At 68.4% G+C, this 15,419-nt stretch carries 17 protein-coding genes; 4 read left to right on the top strand and 13 right to left on the bottom strand.

The features are described 5' to 3' along the window. Positions 1-90: 90 nt before the first annotated feature. Together lspA and ispH are read left to right on the top strand one after the other, a co-directional pair. Entirely contained in the window at positions 91-588 is a 498-nt protein-coding gene (gene lspA, locus AC3DET_RS03050; protein ID WP_337730868.1) for a signal peptidase II, read from the top strand. A gap of 195 nt (positions 589-783) precedes the next feature. Then, a complete protein-coding gene (gene ispH, locus AC3DET_RS03045; RefSeq protein WP_192200631.1) occupies positions 784-1,734 on the top strand; it encodes a 4-hydroxy-3-methylbut-2-enyl diphosphate reductase in 951 nt (316 codons plus the stop codon). 213 nt (positions 1,735-1,947) lie between these two features. Here the strand turns inward: ispH and AC3DET_RS03040 are convergent, their stop codons facing one another. Further along, positions 1,948-2,307, bottom strand: coding sequence for a glycine zipper 2TM domain-containing protein (locus tag AC3DET_RS03040; RefSeq protein WP_192200632.1), 360 nt, complete (start codon positions 2,305-2,307; stop codon positions 1,948-1,950). Positions 2,308-2,526: 219 nt separating this feature from the next. On the opposite strand from AC3DET_RS03040, the gene AC3DET_RS03035 reads away from it, so the two are divergent. Further along, positions 2,527-3,027, top strand: a complete 501-nt coding sequence (locus tag AC3DET_RS03035; protein ID WP_488390675.1) for a pyridoxamine 5'-phosphate oxidase family protein — start codon at positions 2,527-2,529, stop codon at positions 3,025-3,027. Positions 3,028-3,189: 162 nt separating this feature from the next. Further along, on the top strand, positions 3,190-3,495 hold the full coding sequence (locus AC3DET_RS03030; protein ID WP_192200634.1) for a hypothetical protein: 306 nt from the start codon (positions 3,190-3,192) through the stop codon (positions 3,493-3,495). A 438-nt stretch (positions 3,496-3,933) separates the two neighbouring features. Here AC3DET_RS03030 and AC3DET_RS03025 read toward each other — a convergent pair whose 3' ends face one another. The 12 genes from AC3DET_RS03025 to AC3DET_RS02970 form a co-directional block, all read right to left on the bottom strand. Further along, entirely contained in the window at positions 3,934-5,331 is a 1,398-nt protein-coding gene (locus AC3DET_RS03025) for a CehA/McbA family metallohydrolase domain-containing protein (RefSeq protein ID WP_488390674.1), read from the bottom strand. A gap of 110 nt (positions 5,332-5,441) precedes the next feature. Next, positions 5,442-8,480, bottom strand: a complete 3,039-nt coding sequence (locus AC3DET_RS03020) for a TonB-dependent receptor (protein ID WP_488390673.1) — start codon at positions 8,478-8,480, stop codon at positions 5,442-5,444. A gap of 121 nt (positions 8,481-8,601) precedes the next feature. Then, entirely contained in the window at positions 8,602-9,636 is a 1,035-nt protein-coding gene (locus tag AC3DET_RS03015; protein ID WP_488390672.1) for a FecR family protein, read from the bottom strand. Beyond that, complete coding sequence (locus AC3DET_RS03010; protein WP_337730247.1) at positions 9,633-10,145, bottom strand: RNA polymerase sigma factor; 513 nt, start codon at positions 10,143-10,145, stop codon at positions 9,633-9,635. The genes AC3DET_RS03015 and AC3DET_RS03010 overlap by 4 nt, the downstream gene beginning before the upstream one ends. 78 nt (positions 10,146-10,223) lie before the next feature. Continuing rightward, the gene (locus tag AC3DET_RS03005; protein ID WP_446537462.1) at positions 10,224-10,442 is read right to left on the bottom strand and encodes a hypothetical protein; all 219 of its coding nucleotides are present in this window, start codon (positions 10,440-10,442) and stop codon (positions 10,224-10,226) included. Next, positions 10,423-10,869, bottom strand: a complete 447-nt coding sequence (locus tag AC3DET_RS03000) for a 3-dehydroquinate dehydratase (protein ID WP_446537461.1) — start codon at positions 10,867-10,869, stop codon at positions 10,423-10,425. The genes AC3DET_RS03005 and AC3DET_RS03000 overlap by 20 nt, the downstream gene beginning before the upstream one ends. A 13-nt stretch (positions 10,870-10,882) precedes the next feature. Next, entirely contained in the window at positions 10,883-11,323 is a 441-nt protein-coding gene (locus tag AC3DET_RS02995) for a hypothetical protein (protein WP_488390671.1), read from the bottom strand. A gap of 108 nt (positions 11,324-11,431) precedes the next feature. Continuing rightward, on the bottom strand, positions 11,432-12,055 hold the full coding sequence (locus tag AC3DET_RS02990) for a hypothetical protein (protein ID WP_446537459.1): 624 nt from the start codon (positions 12,053-12,055) through the stop codon (positions 11,432-11,434). Positions 12,056-12,069: 14 nt separating this feature from the next. Further along, positions 12,070-12,834 carry a DUF899 domain-containing protein gene (locus tag AC3DET_RS02985; RefSeq protein ID WP_446537458.1) on the bottom strand — a complete coding sequence of 255 codons (765 nt, stop codon included), beginning with the start codon at positions 12,832-12,834 and terminating at the stop codon, positions 12,070-12,072. A gap of 115 nt (positions 12,835-12,949) precedes the next feature. Next, the gene (locus AC3DET_RS02980; protein ID WP_446537457.1) at positions 12,950-13,612 is read right to left on the bottom strand and encodes an NHL repeat-containing protein; all 663 of its coding nucleotides are present in this window, start codon (positions 13,610-13,612) and stop codon (positions 12,950-12,952) included. A 33-nt stretch (positions 13,613-13,645) separates the two neighbouring features. Further along, the gene (locus AC3DET_RS02975; RefSeq protein WP_488390670.1) at positions 13,646-14,866 is read right to left on the bottom strand and encodes a helix-turn-helix domain-containing protein; all 1,221 of its coding nucleotides are present in this window, start codon (positions 14,864-14,866) and stop codon (positions 13,646-13,648) included. Positions 14,867-14,922: 56 nt separating this feature from the next. Continuing rightward, complete coding sequence (locus tag AC3DET_RS02970) at positions 14,923-15,381, bottom strand: hemerythrin domain-containing protein (protein WP_446537455.1); 459 nt, start codon at positions 15,379-15,381, stop codon at positions 14,923-14,925. Positions 15,382-15,419: the final 38 nt, after the last annotated feature.

Here is a 15,419-nt window from a genome sequence, read left to right as displayed (position 1 = left end):
TCCCTGTAGGAGGGGCTTCAGCCCCGACTGCCCGCCATCGGAGCATCGGGGCTGAAGCCCCTCCTACAGGTTTCTTCCAATAGGAACATGATGAGCAAACATCCCAAACCCAATGCCCTGATCTGGCTGCTGCTGTCGGCCGTGGTGATCGGCCTTGATCAGTGGTCCAAGGCCTGGGTGCTGGCGTCGCTGCCGGAATACACCGCCATCCCGGTGATCGAGGGCTTCTGGAACTGGTACCGCACCTACAACACCGGCGCCGCCTTCAGCTTCCTCGCCGATGCCGGCGGCTGGCAGTTGTGGTTCTTCACCGTGCTGGCGGTGTGCATCAGCGGCCTGCTCGGCTTCTGGCTGTCGCGCACGCGCCGCGGCGACTGGCGCCAGGCGTTGCCATACGCACTGGTGATCGGCGGCGCGCTGGGCAACGTCATCGACCGCCAGATCCACGGTCACGTGATCGACTTCATCCAGTGGCACTGGCGGGACCACTTCTGGCCGGCGTTCAATATCGCGGATTGCGCGGTGGTGGGCGGGGCCATCGGTATTGCGCTGTTCGGCCTGTTCGAGGGCAAGAAGAAGACCGCGTAGGGCGGGCCCTGGCCCGCCGCGCGATGACGCATCAACACGGTGGGCCAGGGCCCACCCTACGAAACGCGTCGCGGCGGTCTGCCCTTACCCCGTTCCCCTCTTCCGCAGGCGGGAGAGGGGTGCAGGTGCCACGCGGGATCGGCACCGGCAACAGATTCATCTTTTCATTTCTCCGCCTTCGGTAATATCGGTCTTATGGACGTCCTGCTCGCCAATCCCCGTGGTTTCTGTGCCGGCGTCGACCGCGCCATCGAGATCGTCAAGCGCGCCATCGAGACGCTGGGCGCGCCGATCTACGTGCGGCATGAAGTGGTGCACAACCGCTTCGTCGTCGATGACCTGAAGCAGCGCGGCGCGATCTTCGTCGAGGAACTGGACGAAGTGCCGGACGGCGCGACCGTCATCTTCAGTGCACACGGCGTGTCGCAGGCGGTACGCGGCGAAGCCGCGCGACGTGGCCTGAAGGTGTTCGACGCCACTTGTCCGCTGGTCACCAAGGTGCACCTGGAGGTCGCGCGCCACTGCCGTGCAGGCCGCGACGTGGTGCTGATCGGCCATGCCGGCCATCCCGAGGTGGAAGGCACGATGGGGCAGTGGAGCCGAGAAGGCGGCGCCGGCAGCATCTACCTGGTGGAAGACATCGACAATGTCGCCACGCTCGAAGTGAGCCAGCCCGACAACCTCTTCTACACCACCCAGACCACGCTGTCGGTGGACGACACCGTGGGCATCATCCAGGCACTGCAGGCGCGCTTCCCGGCGATCCATGGGCCGAAGAACGACGACATCTGCTACGCCACGCAGAACCGCCAGGACGCCGTGCGCGATCTGGCCAAGGAATGCGATCTAGTCCTGGTCGTGGGTTCGCCCAACAGCTCCAACTCCAACCGCCTGCGCGAGCTGGCCGAGCGCGATGGCGTGGAGTCGTACCTGATCGACGGCGCGCACGAGATCGACCCGCGCTGGATCGAGGGCAAGCAGCGCATCGGCGTAACGGCCGGCGCCTCGGCGCCCGATGTCCTGATCGAAGGCGTCATCCAGCGCCTGCGCGACCTCGGCGCTGGCGGCGTCAGCGAACTCGCAGGCGAGCCCGAGAACATGGTCTTCGCCCTGCCGAAGGAACTTCGGCTGCAGCTGGTGTCCTGACGGCGCCCATGCCAGGGCGGCGGGCATGGGAAGCCGCAGCGGATCCGGGTCTCTGGCCCGACGACATCCGACCGGCCTTGGCCCCGGTGCCGTTCCGTCGGGCGAAGCGCGACGCACTTCTCGTCGGATGACGCTGCGGGATGACTGAAAAAAAAGCGCCCGCGGCCTCGTCGCCACGGGCGCCTGTCGGCACCTGTCCTGCGGGCGGTGAGCCTAGCGGTACACGCGCTCGCAACGGCGTTCGACGATGCGGTCGCCCTTGTCCTCCTGGCTGTTGCCCTGCACCTTGCGGCCGATGGCACCACCGGCCACCGCACCGCCGACCGTGGCGACTTTCTTGCCGCTGCCGCTGCCGACCTGGTTGCCCAGCAGGCCGCCCACGACCGCACCGATGGCCGTGCCCGCCACGCGGTTGGGGTCCTTGCTGTTCTTCTGCACTTCCACGTTCTTGCAGACGACCTTGCTGCCGTCGCTGAAGCGGCGGCCTTCGTCTTCCGGGCCGTACGTCTGTGCTGCGGCGGCCGACATCACCGACATCAGGCCCAGCGACAGCAGGAGGCGAGGGGTATTCATGTCGAATCTCCTTGGTGGGTAGCGCCACGCGAGCGTGCGCGGCCAGTCGCGAACGACAGGTGAAATCCGCGTTGCGCATTCATGTTCCAGCGCAGTGCCCGTGACGCCTGCGCCACAAACATGACGGCGGGCTGACGGATGGCGGGCGATCTTGACGGGCGCACCACATCGTCCGCTTTAGGTTGCAGGCATCCCCGATGAAGAGAAAGGAGTCGCGCCATGCATACCCCCGAAGAACTGGAAAAGAAGCTCTGGAAAGCAATCAAGTCCGATCGCACGCTGATGCTGGGGCTGGATGGCGCGGAGGAGGGCCATACGCGGCCGATGACGGCGCTGCTGGAACATGAAGGCCGCGGTCCGTTGTGGATTTTCACCGCCACCGACAACCAGCTTGCCCAGCGCACGCGATCCCCGCAGCGGGCATTGGCCACGTTCGCGTCGATGGGGCACGACGTGTTCGCCAGCCTGCAGGGCATGCTGGTCCGCGATGACGACCGTGGCGTGATCGATCGCTTGTGGAACCCCTTCGTCGCCGCGTGGTACGAGGGTGGCAAGGATGATCCGAAGCTGGCGCTGCTGCGCTTCGATGCCGAGCACGCGGAGATATGGCTCAACGAGCAGAGCCTGCTGGCCGGCGTGAAGCTGCTGTTCGGCGTGGACCCGAAGGAGGACTACCAGGACAAGGTGGCCGACGTGGATCTGCGCACCCACCTCGCCTGATCCAGCGGCATCCATAGGCCGGAAGTCACGCCCTCCCCAACGGCGCCTGACTCCGGCCCCACCGGTTTGGCCGGAGCGCGTTGTGACGCCCGTGAACAGGGAAAACCAACGCGCTGGAACAGGGGCCAGGCCGCGGTGATCACTCACCGGATGTCATGCCCCATGCTGTTGTATTCGCAAACCCACCTGCACAACCTGCTGGATCGCCTTGAAACCAGCGATGCCCGCACCACCGGCCAACTCGAAGCCCTCACCGTGTGGGTGGCGGCACTGGTGCAGACCCATCCCGACGGCGAACGCCTGCGTGCGACCGCACAGGCGCTGTCCGCGCGCAGTCCGTTCCGTGCGCTGTGCCAGTACCAGGAGGAAGTGGCCGCCTACGACGCCACGTTCTGCCAGTTGCAATCGCTTGCGCCACGATGCGACCCCGCTCCGCGCGCACGTCTGCCGCTGCCACCGAACGTATGAGGCGCGCCTCTCCCGATGCAGGCCGCGCCGTCGCGTACTAGGTGGTGGGGCACAGGGCCACTGCATCGAGTGAAGCTGTCACCGACCGGACATGTCGCGCTTGCCCCTCATCCGGCCTTCGGCCACCTTCTCCCCGCTTCGCAGGGAGAAGGATGCATCGGTGTGAGTGCGGAATGTCCTGCATCATGAAGAGGGTACCGCGCCAGCGATCCTTCGACGGGGACGCACTTGCAGCCAAGCTGGACGAAGCTAGGGCTTCGTACAACGGTACCCTTGTGGTCGCCGTGGCTGTTCACCTGGATCCGGATTGCCGCTGCTGCGGCGCCGACCACGCATGCAGTGTTGCGCGCGGTTTGGAAAGATGGCGTCAACGTACGCAAGCTGCTCGCGGCGAACTGCGCGCGGGGTCACACGGGGGCGTGAATGCGCGCTGTCCCGCTAGTGAGTCTCCGACGCTTGGTCGCCGGTATCGACGAACACGGGGTTGGAATAGAACCACAGGTCCCGCCAGGGATCCTCGCCAGGCACGTCCGCGAGCGGCGTCGTCTCCAGCGTGTTGCTGCCGCGTGCACGCACGAACGCGCCGCGCGCGGGAACCGGCAGGTCCCAGGTGACGATGCGCCAGGGCCCGTCGGTGCGCCACGTGCCGGCGGTCCAGCGCCTGCTCTGCATGCGTGGCGTGCCATCCTCGCCGGACGTGCCGACGATCAGCTCCAGCTGCGCCAGCGACGGATGTTCGCCATGGTGGTTGGGCCGCGCCGGTTGCCGCACCCGCAGCTCGATGCGCATCGTCGTGCCCGGCGGCATCGCCAGCGTGTCGCCCAGCGTCGCTGTGCGCGAGTCCCGGCCCGTTGCGCGGACCGTCAGTTCCAGTGCATCGATCACATCGCCCGTGACCGCGAACATGCGGCCATGGCGCAGGCCGTCGAGGATGTCGCGCGCGTCGCGTCGTGCCCACACATAGGTCTTGCTGTATTCGCCCGGGTCGTAGTCGCGCCCGCCGTCGCGCAGGTTTTCGTGCGAATCGGAGGAGGCCGTGATCCAGAAGCGGCGGCCTTCCGCGAGCAGCGTGTCCCACACGCCTCCGACCTGCGTGGTCATCTGGTCGAAGCCGCCGAAGGTGGGTGCGGCGGCGTTGCGATACAGGCCGCGTTCGGTGCGCGTGGCCTGGTGGCCGGGTGCGCCTTCCATGCCCACCAGCACGCGTGGTGCGGTGTCGTGCCACGCGCGCAGTTCGGTGGGCTCCACCTCGCCCCAGGCGCCAACGCCGGTGGCGGTGCGCGAGGGGTGGTTGACGAACATCAGCGGTGGTGCAGGCAGGGCGCGCATGTGCGCCAGCGCATCGATCATGGTCTGGCCGTCATCGCGCGCCAGGCCATCTATCGGTTCGTTGCGGCTGAAGCGGTGCTCGATCTCCACCAGTTCATCGCGCTCGTGCTTGCCGGGGGCGATGACCAGCGAGGCGTGCTCGGCCCCGGGCACATCGAACTCCATGCCGTTGAACTGGATCAACGATGGAACATCGCGGCGCGCCTGCTCGAGTGCGGGCCATGCATGTTCCCGCGTCACCCTGGAGTGACCGGGGCCGCCATGGTCGGTGTGCACCATCCAGGCAAGGCCGTGTCTCAGCGCCTGGCGGGCATTGTGGCTGCGTGTGTAGGGAGAATCGCCGCCCCGGATCGGCGTGGGCGGGGTGGTGGTGCGGTCCCAGTCCACGCTCCACTCGCTGTGCACGTGGTGGTCGCCGGCTTGCCACGCGCGGCCGGCGTCGGCGTCTTCCGCGTGCACGACGGGAGAAAGGCCGAGCAGGCCCAGGCAGATCAGGTGACGCAACATCGTGGACTCCTCGGACGGGCGCGACATCGCGCGCCGCACGTGCCGGGCCGCCGCAACGGCGGCCCGGGCGTGGACAGGAAGGCGCCGCCCGGAACGGGCGGCGCGGGCGCTCAGAAGTCGGCGCGCAGGCCGAGGCTGATGCGACGGCCCGACTTCTCGTACATGGTCGGGAACGAGGGATCCATCGTGTAGCCGCTGGTCTCCTCGTCGGTCATGTTGATGCCCTTCAGGCTGAGCTTGAGGTGGTCGTTGATCCTGTAGCCGATCGAGATGTCCAACTGGCCGTAGGCGTCGCGCCAGATCGGATACATGTTGTAGCCGATCGACTCCACGTACTCGTCCTTGTGGTTGTACGACACGCGCGCATCGAAGTGCTGGTTCTCGTAGTACGCGGTGAAGTTCCAGGTCTTCTCCGCCAGGCCGGGCATCGGCGTACGGATGCCGAGGTCGGATTCGCCGGCCAGCGAACTGTCCAGCATCGTGTAGTTGGCATTGATGCCGAAGCCGTCCAGTGCCTCGTGGAACGCGCGCAGCGGGAGGTTCGCGATCAGCTCGATGCCGTCCACGTCGTACGAGCCCTTCGCGTTCACCGGCTGGTACACGTCGAAATCGTAGTAGCCGTTGAGCGTGCCGTTGGCGTTGTAGACCGCGACGTCCTCGACCACGCCCGTCAATGCGCTGACCACCACGCCATCGATCTTCTTGCGGAAGTACGACGCCGCCAGCAGGCCGCCATTGTCCAGGTACTTCTCCAGGCCGATCTCCCACTGCTTGGCATAAGTGGGCTTCAGGTCCGGGTTGCCATCGGTGAAGCGGAACGAGCTCCAGCTCGCCGTGCGCTTGTAGGCCACGTCGCTGAGCGAGGGGCGGATCAATGTCTCGGAACCCGCGGCGCGCAGCAGCAGGCCGTCGGCCAGTTCCGCGGTCAGGTTGAAGCTGGGCAGCACGTCGGTGTAACCGCCGTCCTTCGAAACCGGCGTATCCGTGTAGCCGGTGCTGCCATCGGGGTTCTGCACCGGGTGGTAGCCGAAGGACACCACCGAAGTGTCGACATAGCGCGCGCCCGCATTCACCGTCACCGGCACCCGGCCGATGTTGAAATCCAGGTTCGCCATCGCGTACAGGCTGGCGACCTCCTCGTCGACGCGGTAGTACTGCGCATCGTCGAACGGCGTGGAGAATCCGGGGTAGCGGAAGTAGCCGCGTGCGAAATCGTTGGAGACCTGCTGCCAGTCGAGGTCCTTCACGCTGTAGGCGCCGCCGGGGACGATATCGCCGATCCACTGCAGCGGGCTGTCCGCCAGCGTGCGCGTGTTGACCCATGAGGTGTCGCCGGGGCCCGGCCCGGTGATCTTGAGTTCGCCGTACTGTCGCTCCTTGCTGCGATCGGTGTAACGCGCGCCGAACTGCACGTTCTGCAGGGCCGGCAGGAAGGGCAGTTCGAGCTTGCGCGTCACGTCCACCTTGGCGGCGTACTTGTCGTCGTTGATCTTCTCCAGCGTGGTCTCGTACGCCTCGAACAGGTAGCGCTCGGGCGAGCCGTACATGTCGAAGCCGGCGGAGCTGGCGCTGGGGATCGTCTCGCCGCTGCGGCCGGTCCAGCGCGTGCGGGAGGGCGCATAGGCGACGTGCTTCAGGTTGGAATAGTCCAGCGTCTTCTCCGCACCGGAGTAGCCGGCCATCGCTTCCACGTCCCAGAGGTCGTTGTTCCAGTCCAGCGCAAGGCTGTACTGGCCGTAGTCGGTTTTGTTGATGCGCTCCTTGCTGAGGAACTCATGCTGGGTGGCGGTGTACGACACGTCGCGCAGCACCAGCATGCCGTAGTCGGACAGCGTGGTGGCGTCGTACTCGTGGATCGTCTCCAGCGTGCTGCGGCTGGAGGCCGAGTACGCCGCAGCGTCGTATTCGTCCTCGGTGGTGTCGTAACCGCCGACCATGGCGTCGAAGGTCAGGCTGAAGGTGCTGCTGGGCCTGTACTGCAGCGACGCGGTGGCGCCCCACTTTTCCTGGTCGTTGAGGTACGCGCGGTCGCCGACCTTGTCCTGGAACACGATCAGGTTGCTCTCGGCGGTATTGGCGCGGTTGTTGATCACCCAGCCGGTATCGCGCTCGATCACGGCTTCGGCCTGCGAACCGCGCGTGCCCGACGCGCCGAGGAAGCGCGACATCGGGCGGAAGTTGATGCCCGAGGTCGAATCGGTGCGGTTGGTGCGCTCGGCATGCGAGAACGACACCAGTGCACCCCAGTCGCCCCAGGTATCGCTGGCCAGGAAGGCGAACTTCGGATCGGTCTCTTCCGAGATCGAGTTGTGCGCGCCTTCGGCGGACGCCACCAGCTTGCGGCCGTTGTAATCGAACGGACGTGCAGTGGAGATCTCCACCGAACCGGCGATGCCGCCTTCCTCGTCCGCTGCCGTCGGCGACTTCTGCACGGTGACCTGCTGGATGATCTCCGAGGCGAACAGGTCGAACTCGACATCGCGCCCACCGCTGCCGGAGGCGGTGGCGAGATCGTTGATCGATACGTGGGTGTACTCGGAGGGAAGGCCGCGCACGTTGACCTTGCTGCCCATGCCCTTGTTGCGTTCGATGGTCACGCCCGGCATGCGCTGCAGGGCCTCGGCAAGGTTCTGCTCCGGGAAGTCGGCCACGTCGGTGGCGACGATGGAGTCGGAAAAGCCCACGTTGTAGCGCTTGATGTCCACCGCCTGTTCCAGGCTGCGGCTGTAGCTGCCCACCACGGTGACGCTCTCCAGCTCCTGCGCATCCACCGCCTGTGCCGTGGGTACGGGCGCGGGGGCGGCCGGTGCCGATGCGGGTGTTGCCGGGACGGTCGGCGCACTGGCAGCGTCGGATTCGATGGTGACGGTGCTGGCGTTGAGATAGCGGAAGCGCAGGCCGGTGCCTTCGAGGAGATGGGTGAGGGCCTGCTCGGACGACAGGCCGGCGGGCACGGCGCGCGTGCGCGGATTGCCTGCCTGTGCGTTGTAGACGAACTGCAGTCCGGTCTGCCGCGACAGCGCATTGAGCGCGCTGTCGAGCGATTGCGAGGGGATGACGTCGGTCGCGACGGTCGCCTGTTGGGCGGCGACGTGGGCGGTCGCTGTCTGCAGGGCCAGGGCGATGGAAAGAACGAGGAGTCGGCGCATCGTGGTGTCCGGGTGGAGTGGGGTGGTGGCGCGCGACAACACGCACGCACCCCCACTACGAGGGCCCACGGCGCCGGTCGGGCACCGGTTTTCCCATGAATTTTTTCTTACAGCGCCAGCTTCACCACGCACCATGCGCGGGTGCATGATGCGAACGCACGCGGATCTCGCGCGCATCGGCGCTGACCGCGAGCGTGGGTTGTTCGTCCAGGAAGGCGCGCAACGACGCCACGTCGTCCGCGCGCAGGTTGCCGGTCAGGCGCAGCGCGCCGGCCTCGCTGTCGTCCACGCGCAGGCGCACGGTGTTCATGCGGTTGAAGCGGTCGGCGATGTCGCGCAGGGGTTCGTCGCGGAACACGACACGCCGTTGCCACCACGCCGTCATGGCGCCGACATCTTCCTGCACCACACTGACCTTGCGGTCGGCGTGGGCCACGTGCGCGGATTGTCCGGCCGTCAGGTCGGCGAGCAACCGCCCCTTGCCCGCACGGTCGATCACGTGGATGCGCCCCTCGGCCACGCCGAAGCGCGCCTGGTCGCGTTGCAGCGATACGTCGAAAGTGGTGCCGATGTCGCGCACTTCCAGTCCGGCCGCGTGCACGGTGAACGGGCGGCGATCTTCGGCCACGACGAAGCTCGCCTGGCCGCGCGCCAGTTCGACGCGCCGGCGCAGCAGGCCGATGGTTGCGGTGACGTCGCTTTCCGCATTGAGATGCATCACCGTGCCGTCTTCGAGCGTGACCACGCGCGGCGTGCCATGTGCGGCGGTGTAGTGGCGCGCGCTGGGCAGCGCTGCATGCACGGCGACGCCGATGCCCAGCAGTACGGCCGCCGCGGCGGTGATGCGTGGCAGGCGACGCGGCGGCGCGCGCGTGACGGGTACACGCGCGGTGCGCAATGGCAGCGGGATGATGTTGTCGCACGTGCCCGCTTGCTCGGATTCCGCGGGCAGCCCGCGTATGGCATCGCCGATCTCGGCGGCGACGCTTGCGATGGCCAGGTATTCGCGCAGGTGCGCGGGCGAGGCCACCAGCCATTCCATGAAGCGCTGCTGGTCGGCGGGGGCCAGCGCGCCTTCGCGCTGCATCACGTGCCAGTAGGCGGCTTCGCGGGTGGCGGCGGCAGCACCGGGAGGGAACAGGGGCGTGGTCATCATGCGGCCCCCATCGCACGACGGCATACGGCCAGGCCGCGCACCACGTGCTTCTTCACCATGTGCGAAGACACGCCCAGGCGTTCACCGATCTGGCGGTAGGTCAGGCCGTCGCGATACTGCATCACCAGCACCGCGCGCGTACGCGCAGGCAGGCTGGCCAGCAGGGCCTGCATGTGTTGCCGGCGCTGCGCGCGCTCCGTTGCATCCTCCACGCCGTCCACGCTGGTGACCAGCGCGGCGACCTGCTCCACATCTTCCATGGGCACCGGCGTGCGCTGCCGGCGTGCAGCCTGTTCGCGCGCGAGGTTGAGCGCGACGGTGAACAGGTAGGCCTCGGGATTGGCGATGTGCTCGCCCTGGCCCTGGTGCGCGCGCAGCAGGCGCAGGTAGGTTTCCTGGACGAGGTCTTCGGCTTCGTCGTTGGCGCCGCGGCGCGCGAAGAAACCCCGGAGCGCGGGTGCCTGGTCGGTGAACACACGCGTGAGCGCGCGGATCGCGTGTTCGGCCAAGGTCCCGTCCCACGGTGCAGGAAAGGGCGGCAAGGTACGCGGCGTGGATGACGGTTCAGTGACACCCGCCGCACGCGGTCACAGGCGACTGATGCAGCGCAGGCGGATCGCGCCGGCGGCCACGCCCTGTTGTGCGGCGGCGCGTGCGCGCAGCGCCTGCGCCGCAACGTCGGGCGCTTCGCAGGCGAGCATCACCTGGCCCCAGGCGATGCACTGGCCGGCGTCGTAGACCTCGTAGTCGGCGAAGTAGTGGCGGGTCTGCGCGACGGCGATTGCGTCAGGTGCCGACGTGCACATCGCACTCGCACTCCGCGCAACCGAGCTGTTCCAAGGCGATCTCCAGCGCCAGTGCGTAGCTGCGTGCGCCGTAGCCGTCGACGACCGCCAGGCGCCGGCCAGTGGTGGCCGGCAGCACGTGTGGGTGTTCGCCGAGGTCGCCATGTACTTCCACGTAGGGATGCATGAGATCGTGCACCGCGCGCTGCAGCAGGGGATGGTCGATGAGTGCGCCAGGATCGAGCAGGGTGGCGCGTACGCCCCATTCATTGGCCAGGCGCAGGGCGGCCAGCACTTCGGTGGTGGAGGCGCAGCTGCGTACGGCGAGGGTCTGTCCGGCGCAGCCGGCGCGCTGCACCAGGGCGCCGAGCACCGACGATGGCAGCGGGGGTGGCGGTGAGGTCAGGGCGTCGTGGCATTCGGGGCCACGGATGACGAGGATGGACATGAGGGGCTCCGGCTCAGGCATGGAACGTCCCTGCCGACGGGGCGGGACGCAGGCGGCGCAGCGCGACTTCCAGCGCCATCGCGTAGGCGCGCGGCAGGTCGTCGCGCAGGATCACGGTGACCAGCGGCACGTGCTGCGGCAGTACGCGCGGTTCCAGCGCGTGTGCGGCATCGGCATGCACTTCGATGTAGGGCGAGGGCAGGCTGTCGAGCGCGTCGCGCAGGGCGCGGGCCTGGGTGGTGTCATGAACGGCCAGGTCGCCAACATCGAGCAGCAGCATGTCGGCCGGGTCGGCATGCGCGCGGCGCAAGCCGGACAGCAGGTCGCGGACCGTCGTGAAGACGCGGCAGTGCAGCGCTTGGCCGGCCGCGTTCGCACGTTGCCGCAGCGATGGATAGATGGAGCGGGTGTCGGAAAGCGCAGCATGCGGGCCGCGCAGGATCAGGATGGACATGCATCGGGTCGTGGCGCACATCGCGTGCGGTGTGGCCACGATAGGCGTCCCTCGCGTAAAGCCGCCATGCCGACACACCTTCGGCGGCGTAAAGAAGGCGTAGCGTTTTCAGCGGGCCACGATCAGGAGCACGCCTGCCAACGCGAGGGCCGGTGTCCACGCCGCATCCGGCGCGCATGCGCGATGCCGCAGCCCGCGGCAGACCCCACGGGCGACGACCTGGGTTGTCGCCAGCATCGCCAGCAGGTGCAGGGCCACGGCGGCGAACATCAGCGGCAGCGATCCGGTCGCGGTGATGGCACGCGCGGGCCCGCTCGACACGCACAGCGGCAGCAGCGCGGGTACCAGCATCAGGCCGCTGCCATGCGCCGTGCCCATCAGGCAGGACCAGGCGGCCAGGCCCGCCCGTGATCGATGCGCGACGTGGGCAGCGGGCTTGCACGGTCGCCGGACCATCTGCCATGCCGCCAGCGCAAGCAGGCAGGCACCGGCCACGACCTGCACGCGATGTGGCGCCCACCGCGCGCCCTGCATTACCAGCACTACCACGAGCGCCACCGACAGCGCGTGCCCGATGGCGATCGGCAGCAGGGCGCGGCGCACATCGCGCGCATCGCCGGACCGCGCGGCACGCGCCGCCGCGAACATCCAGCCGTTCGCCGGGCTCAGGCCGTGCAGGGCACCAAGGCCGGCGACGGCCAGCCACGGAAGCCATGCTTCGGACAGGCTCATGACAGCGCGCTACCTCAGGGCTTGGCCGAACAGCACGCCCCCGCCGTGGCGACGGGCGCCGCATCGTAGCGGTCGTGATGGCGTACCCAGGCCATCGGGTAGTCCTCCGCGTCTTCATTGCGCCCGTGCGGGGTGAGGTCCAGCAGCGCGTAGGTGTGCATCATCGCTTCCACGCCGCGGCCGTAGCGCGAATAGGTGTGGAAGACCTGGCCGGCATCGTCCCGTACGAACACGCTGATGCCGGGCGCTTCCTCGTGCGGGAACGGTTGCCGCGTGTAGTTGTAGTCCACCGCGCCGCGCGACATCTCCTCCCGGGTGAAGTTGACGCCGAAGTCGTGGTTGAACGAGGTGCCATGCGAGGACACCCACGGAAAGGTCCAGCCCATGCGCTGGCGGAACGCTTCGATGTCGGCCAGTGGTGCGCGCGACACCGCGATCAGGGTGAGGTCGCGCTGGGCCAGGTGCAGCTGCGCACCGGCATGGTGGTCGGCCATGAAGGAGCAGCTCTTGCAGCCCTGCTCCCAGCCGGGCGCGAACATGAAGTGCTGCACCATCAACTGGCGGCGGCCGTCGAACAGCTCCGCCAGCGTGCGCATGCCGTGCGGCGTGTCGAAGGCATAGGGCGTGTCCACGCGGACCCACGGCAGGGCGCGGCGTTCGCGTGCGATCCGGTCGTGCAGGCGGGTGAGTTCCTTTTCCCGCGCGAGCAGCGCGAGGCGGGCGGTGCGCCATGCGTCGCGGGAAACGATGGCGGGCGTGTCGTGTGCAGGCGCGTTCATGGCAGGCTCCTTGGCGTGGGTGCAGGCGGGCAAGCAGGCGAGCGTCATCCGTGCCGCATGCCTGCATGCAGTGGAGGAAGGAATTCAGGGGCGCCGCACGGGGCGGCAGGCGGTATCAGTCGACGCGTGCGGGACGCCTTACCGCGCGCAGCATGCCGCTGGGGCCGCCGCCGCAATAGAACAGGTCGCCGCCGTCGGATTCCAGGCCGCTGATGCCGACGCCTGCGGGCATGTCGAGGCGTGCCAGCACGCGGCCATCGTGCGGATCGATGTGGCGCAGGTCGCTGTCGTCGCCTTCCCACGTGGCGTGCCACAACTCGCCGTCGACCCAGGACACGCCGGTGACGAAGCGGTCGGATTCGAGGGTACGCAGCACGGCGCCGGTGGCCGGGTCGATCTGCACGATGCGGCGTTCGCGGTACTGGCCCACCCACAGGCTGCCGTCGGACCACGCCATGCCCGAATCGCCGCCCTGGCCCGGCGCGGGAATCGAGGCGATCACGGCGCCGGTGGCGGGATCGATCTTGTCGATGCGCGCTTCGGCCAACTGGTACAGGTGCGTGCCGTCGAACGCGGTGCCGGCATCGGCCGCGCGCGGAAGGCTGCGCGCGATGTCGCCGCTGGCGGGATCGATGGCGATGAGACGGTCGCCGGTGGCGGCCCACACGTGGTGGCCGTCGTGGGTGACGCCAGCGACACCGCCATTGGCCTGGAACGGGCCGTATTCGCGGACGATCTCGGCGGGACTGGCGGCGGCGTGGCGGGTGGTGTCGTTCATGGCTTGCTCCGGGTGTGCGGGGACGGGGCCAATCTACGCACCCGTCGGCGTGGCGGGGAGTAACAAGATCGTCGTGAATCCAACCAGCGGAGGGGCCACCCAGCGTTGCGCGCGGGCGCGCCCGATCGCACGGACCTGGCCGGCCGCTTCCATCGCGGCGAGTGCGCGCTGCACGGAGCGCTGGCTGTCGCCGGTGGCCAGTGCGAGTGCGGAGGTGGACCAGGCCGTGCCGTCGGCCAGCAGCCCGTGCAACGCGCCCTGTTCGCCTTCGACCGGCGATGCAAGTACGACCGCGCCGCGCGTGCCGTGCGGCGTGAGCTGGAAACCGCGTGCGGTGGCGGTGAGGTCGGCGAATGGCGCAAGCAGGCGGCGCAACCGCCCGATCTCCACGCGCAGCCGTGCGCGATGCGTCTCATCCGGTTGGCGCGTGCGGAACACGCGCGCGATCAATGCGTTGCGGTCGACATCGCCGGGCCAGCCGGTGGCGAGTGCACGCAGCAGCGCGAACAGCACGGGGCGCCGCGCGAACGATGCCATGCCGGTGGCATCGCGCACCGCGTGGCGCATGGCATCGACGACCAGCGTGCCGGAAGCGAGCAGCGCTTCCACGTCGTCCAGCGTGACGGGTTGCTCGTGGCCTCCGTGCAGGATGCGCGCGGCAGGACGCCGCAGACTGGCGTCGGCCTGCGCGATCTCGGCGGACAGCGCGGGGATGCCGGCCAGCGAGGCGGCGGTCCGTGCACGCTGCAACGCCAGACGCGCATCGCGCGTGCGCAGCGAGCGCAGTGCGATCTCGGCGGCGGCGAGTGCAGCCAGGGCATGGTGTGCGGCGGGCGCGCCCTCCAGATCGAGCGTATCCAGGGCGGCATGCGCGGCTTCCAGCCGTCCGAGCAGCAGGTGACGGCGCAGGGCAATCAGTTCCGCATGGCGTGCGTTGGCGCGGTCGCCGCGTGCGGCCAGTGCCTGTGCGGCGGCGTCCAGGCGCTGCGGCTCGGCGCCGAAGTCGCGCAGGGCCAGTGCCACCTCCGCCTCGGCGACCACGCAGCGTGCCCGCGCCAAGGGTTCTCGCGGACCGAAGCCACGCGCGGCACGACGCAGGAGATCGCGCGCGCGCGGATAGTCGCCGAGCTGCGCCATCGCGATGCCGCGCAGGGCCAGTGCGGGCGGGTCGTCCCGCCAGCCCACGTGCTTGAGCGCGCCCAGGACATCGCCGGCCGTCAGGGCCCGGCCGGCGGCGGCGATCAGGGAATCCATGCCGGCAGCCTACCGTGCGGGCGCGTCGTCGTCGCGGGTCGTGCGGGTGCTATTCCCTATTCCGCTTCCAGCTTCCGCCGCATGCGCGTGTAGTCGCGGCGGTACTGGCGGGCCAACTGCGTTTTCTTCGTCGCGCCGAGGATCTTGCCGGACACCTGGAAGAACTTCTTCTCTTCCTCGCGCAGGTGATGGTGCACCTTCTCCGACAACTCGCGCGCCTTCTTCAGCCAGGCGGCGTAACGGGGGTCGAGGGACTGGAGGTCTTCGACCAGCTCGTCAATCTGGTGGTGTTCGTGCAGGGCGTGGCGGGAAGAATCCAGCCCCATGTCGTCCATCAGGATGGGCGCGTAGAGAAAGCGCTCCTCCGCGGCGGCATGCGCGGCCAATTCGATCCGGAGCCCAGTGAACAGGTCGAGCCGCTCGCGCGTGCCGGGTTTCGAACGCAGCAGGCGGCGGCACAGCGAGCGCTGGGTTTCATGGCTTTCGCGCAGGGCGTCGTAGATGGATTCGGGCATGCAGTGGTTTCCTGGCCAAGGGCTGGGATGGGCATGGA

The sequence above is a fragment of the Pseudoxanthomonas sp. 97-1-1 genome (genome assembly GCF_057773125.1).
Note: the sequence above shows the minus strand (reverse complement) of the source record. Positions and strands in the feature narration are given on the sequence as shown.

What these genes read in the sequence shown, in the direction of transcription:
- lspA (WP_337730868.1), top strand. Translation starts at nt 91, where the DNA reads ATGAGCAAACATCCCAAACCCAATGCCCTGATCTGGCTGCTGCTGTCG.
- ispH (WP_192200631.1), top strand. Translation starts at nt 784, where the DNA reads ATGGACGTCCTGCTCGCCAATCCCCGTGGTTTCTGTGCCGGCGTCGAC.
- AC3DET_RS03040 (WP_192200632.1), bottom strand. Translation starts at nt 2,307, where the DNA reads ATGAATACCCCTCGCCTCCTGCTGTCGCTGGGCCTGATGTCGGTGATG.
- AC3DET_RS03035 (WP_488390675.1), top strand. Translation starts at nt 2,527, where the DNA reads ATGCATACCCCCGAAGAACTGGAAAAGAAGCTCTGGAAAGCAATCAAG.
- AC3DET_RS03030 (WP_192200634.1), top strand. Translation starts at nt 3,190, where the DNA reads ATGCTGTTGTATTCGCAAACCCACCTGCACAACCTGCTGGATCGCCTT.
- AC3DET_RS03025 (WP_488390674.1), bottom strand. Translation starts at nt 5,331, where the DNA reads ATGTTGCGTCACCTGATCTGCCTGGGCCTGCTCGGCCTTTCTCCCGTC.
- AC3DET_RS03020 (WP_488390673.1), bottom strand. Translation starts at nt 8,480, where the DNA reads ATGCGCCGACTCCTCGTTCTTTCCATCGCCCTGGCCCTGCAGACAGCG.
- AC3DET_RS03015 (WP_488390672.1), bottom strand. Translation starts at nt 9,636, where the DNA reads ATGATGACCACGCCCCTGTTCCCTCCCGGTGCTGCCGCCGCCACCCGC.
- AC3DET_RS03005 (WP_446537462.1), bottom strand. Translation starts at nt 10,442, where the DNA reads ATGTGCACGTCGGCACCTGACGCAATCGCCGTCGCGCAGACCCGCCAC.
- AC3DET_RS03000 (WP_446537461.1), bottom strand. Translation starts at nt 10,869, where the DNA reads ATGTCCATCCTCGTCATCCGTGGCCCCGAATGCCACGACGCCCTGACC.
- AC3DET_RS02995 (WP_488390671.1), bottom strand. Translation starts at nt 11,323, where the DNA reads ATGTCCATCCTGATCCTGCGCGGCCCGCATGCTGCGCTTTCCGACACC.
- AC3DET_RS02990 (WP_446537459.1), bottom strand. Translation starts at nt 12,055, where the DNA reads ATGAGCCTGTCCGAAGCATGGCTTCCGTGGCTGGCCGTCGCCGGCCTT.
- AC3DET_RS02985 (WP_446537458.1), bottom strand. Translation starts at nt 12,834, where the DNA reads ATGAACGCGCCTGCACACGACACGCCCGCCATCGTTTCCCGCGACGCA.
- AC3DET_RS02980 (WP_446537457.1), bottom strand. Translation starts at nt 13,612, where the DNA reads ATGAACGACACCACCCGCCACGCCGCCGCCAGTCCCGCCGAGATCGTC.
- AC3DET_RS02975 (WP_488390670.1), bottom strand. Translation starts at nt 14,866, where the DNA reads ATGGATTCCCTGATCGCCGCCGCCGGCCGGGCCCTGACGGCCGGCGAT.
- AC3DET_RS02970 (WP_446537455.1), bottom strand. Translation starts at nt 15,381, where the DNA reads ATGCCCGAATCCATCTACGACGCCCTGCGCGAAAGCCATGAAACCCAG.